The sequence below is a fragment of the Flagellimonas abyssi genome, from assembly GCF_019457905.1.
Classification (GTDB): Bacteria; Bacteroidota; Bacteroidia; order Flavobacteriales; family Flavobacteriaceae; genus Flagellimonas; species Flagellimonas abyssi.
The window spans coordinates 1-1,953 of sequence record NZ_JAHZSV010000006.1 but is presented as its reverse complement, the minus strand read 5'-3'; the positions used below and the strand labels follow the sequence as shown (position 1 = coordinate 1,953).

Genomic DNA, 1,953 nt, shown 5'->3' with positions numbered 1-1,953 from the left:
ATGAAGGTTTTCAACCCGTAAAAGACAACGCTTTTGTACTCCTATGGAAAGGCCGTATCCAAATTGGAAACGCCGGACATGGTATACCACCTTCACCGGATAGAATTGAGCACCCTCAAGACTAACGCAAAAGCCTGATTTTAAAATCACTAAATCCAAAAAATAGGTGGTTCTTATTTTCCGTTTTTGGTGGTCTCAACCATCCGGCTCATCCAGGTTGCTTTGGATTATGCTTCCTTGGAAAATCTGGATGAATTGGGCATTGAGGTGATGGGGATTCCCAAAAGCCATGTCCCACAATATTTAAAAAAATATGAAACCGATGAAAATGTGGCCAACCTCGGAACCATTTTTGAAGTAGACTACGAAAAATTGAACGAATTAGAGCCCGATGTGATTTTTATCTCGGCACGCATGGAAACCAAGTATGAGGAACTGACCAATATCGCACCGACCATTTATCTAACCTCCGATCAGAGCCAAATGATGGAGTCATTCAAAACCAACATGGAAGTTTTTGGAAAGTTGTTTGACAAGCAAGAGACAGCCCAAAATATAGTGGATAGGGTGGATAACAAGGTCGCTGCACTCAATAAAAAAGCACAGGAATCTGGGCAAACGGGTTTGATCATCCTCCATAACAACGGAAAATTCAGCGCCTTTGGAAAGGGCTCAAGGTTTGGGGTAATCCATAGCCTGTTTGGATTTAGAGAAGCTGTGGAAAATCTGGAAACGGCTCGCCACGGCCAAGCGGTGTCCAATGAGTTTATCCAAAAAGCAGACCCAGATTACCTTTTTATTGTGGACCGAAGTGCAGTGGTGAACAAAAAAGCCACCAACAAGGAAGAAGTTGAAAATGCCATGATCCAACAGACCAAGGCCTATAAAAATGGAAATATCGTTTATCTAGATCCCGAAGCATGGTATCTCTCCGGTGACGGTGTGACCTCCTTTGAAATTATGATCAACGATGTAGACTCCAATTTTTAAACCATTACAATGGCAAAGCCTAATATTCCCATCGTACAAGATGTATTCACACTCAAATCAAAAGAGTTTGTGACACCAAACTATATTCGTGCTGTCTTAACAGGTAATGTAGAACTATTTAAGGAGGCTACTTTGGGTGACAACAACAAAATATTTGTTCCCCCAGCAGGAATGACCAAAGTGCATATGCGCGAATATAACTCCGAGAAAAAAGAATGGGTCATCCCACCCGAAAATGTGCGTCCGTTCATGCGCACTTACACACATCGGGCCATTGATCTTGAAAAAAACGAGTTAGTTATAGATTTTGTGAACCATGGTTTGGAGGGGCCAGCATCCAATTGGGCCAACACTGCTGAACCAGGTCATGAACTTGGAATCGCCATGAAGCTCACCAAAAAAGAGCTTTTCCCACCTGAAGACTGGTATTTGTTGGTAGGGGATGCCACAGCCATACCGGTATTGAGTGTTATTCTTGAAAGTCTACCCGCATCGACCAAGGGCATTTGTCTCATTGAAGTGCACGGAAAGGAGGACGAACAGGAATTGAAAACCAAAGCGAACATCACATTTAAATGGGTGCACAATCCCAATCCAGGAGAAGGCAATGCTTTGATTGATGCTGTTAAAAAAGTTGACTTGCCAACCCATTCCAAATTTGGGTACGTAGCCTGTGAGTTTTCATCGGTAAAAGAAATCAGAAATTATCTTAGAAAAGAACAGGATTGGACCAAAGGGGAACTCTATGCCTATTCGTACTGGAAACATGGATGTTCTGAAAATGAGTCAGCAGGCTCAAGGCGGGAAGAGAAGGAACGTGACGGATAGTGAACTAAAAAAGTAAACATTCTGCTACCTCATTAATAAAATGCAGATCAGGTATATGTCGAACCTAAAAATAGGGAAGCTATTGCCTCGACCCCTATCCGGTTCAACTGATTGACGGAAGACCCGATCAAGGTC

2 protein-coding genes are annotated in these 1,953 nt (G+C 42.7%); both read left to right on the top strand.

What is annotated here, in order from left to right:
- The first annotated feature begins 189 nt into the window (after positions 1-189).
- Complete coding sequence (locus tag K1F36_RS06460; protein WP_220113087.1) at positions 190-990, top strand: siderophore ABC transporter substrate-binding protein; 801 nt, start codon at positions 190-192, stop codon at positions 988-990.
- 9 nt (positions 991-999) lie between these two features.
- Positions 1,000-1,818 carry a siderophore-interacting protein gene (locus K1F36_RS06455; RefSeq protein WP_220113086.1) on the top strand — a complete coding sequence of 273 codons (819 nt, stop codon included), beginning with the start codon at positions 1,000-1,002 and terminating at the stop codon, positions 1,816-1,818.
- Positions 1,819-1,953 lie beyond the last annotated feature (135 nt).

What these genes read in the sequence shown, in the direction of transcription:
- K1F36_RS06455 (WP_220113086.1), top strand. Translation starts at nt 1,000, where the DNA reads ATGGCAAAGCCTAATATTCCCATCGTACAAGATGTATTCACACTCAAA.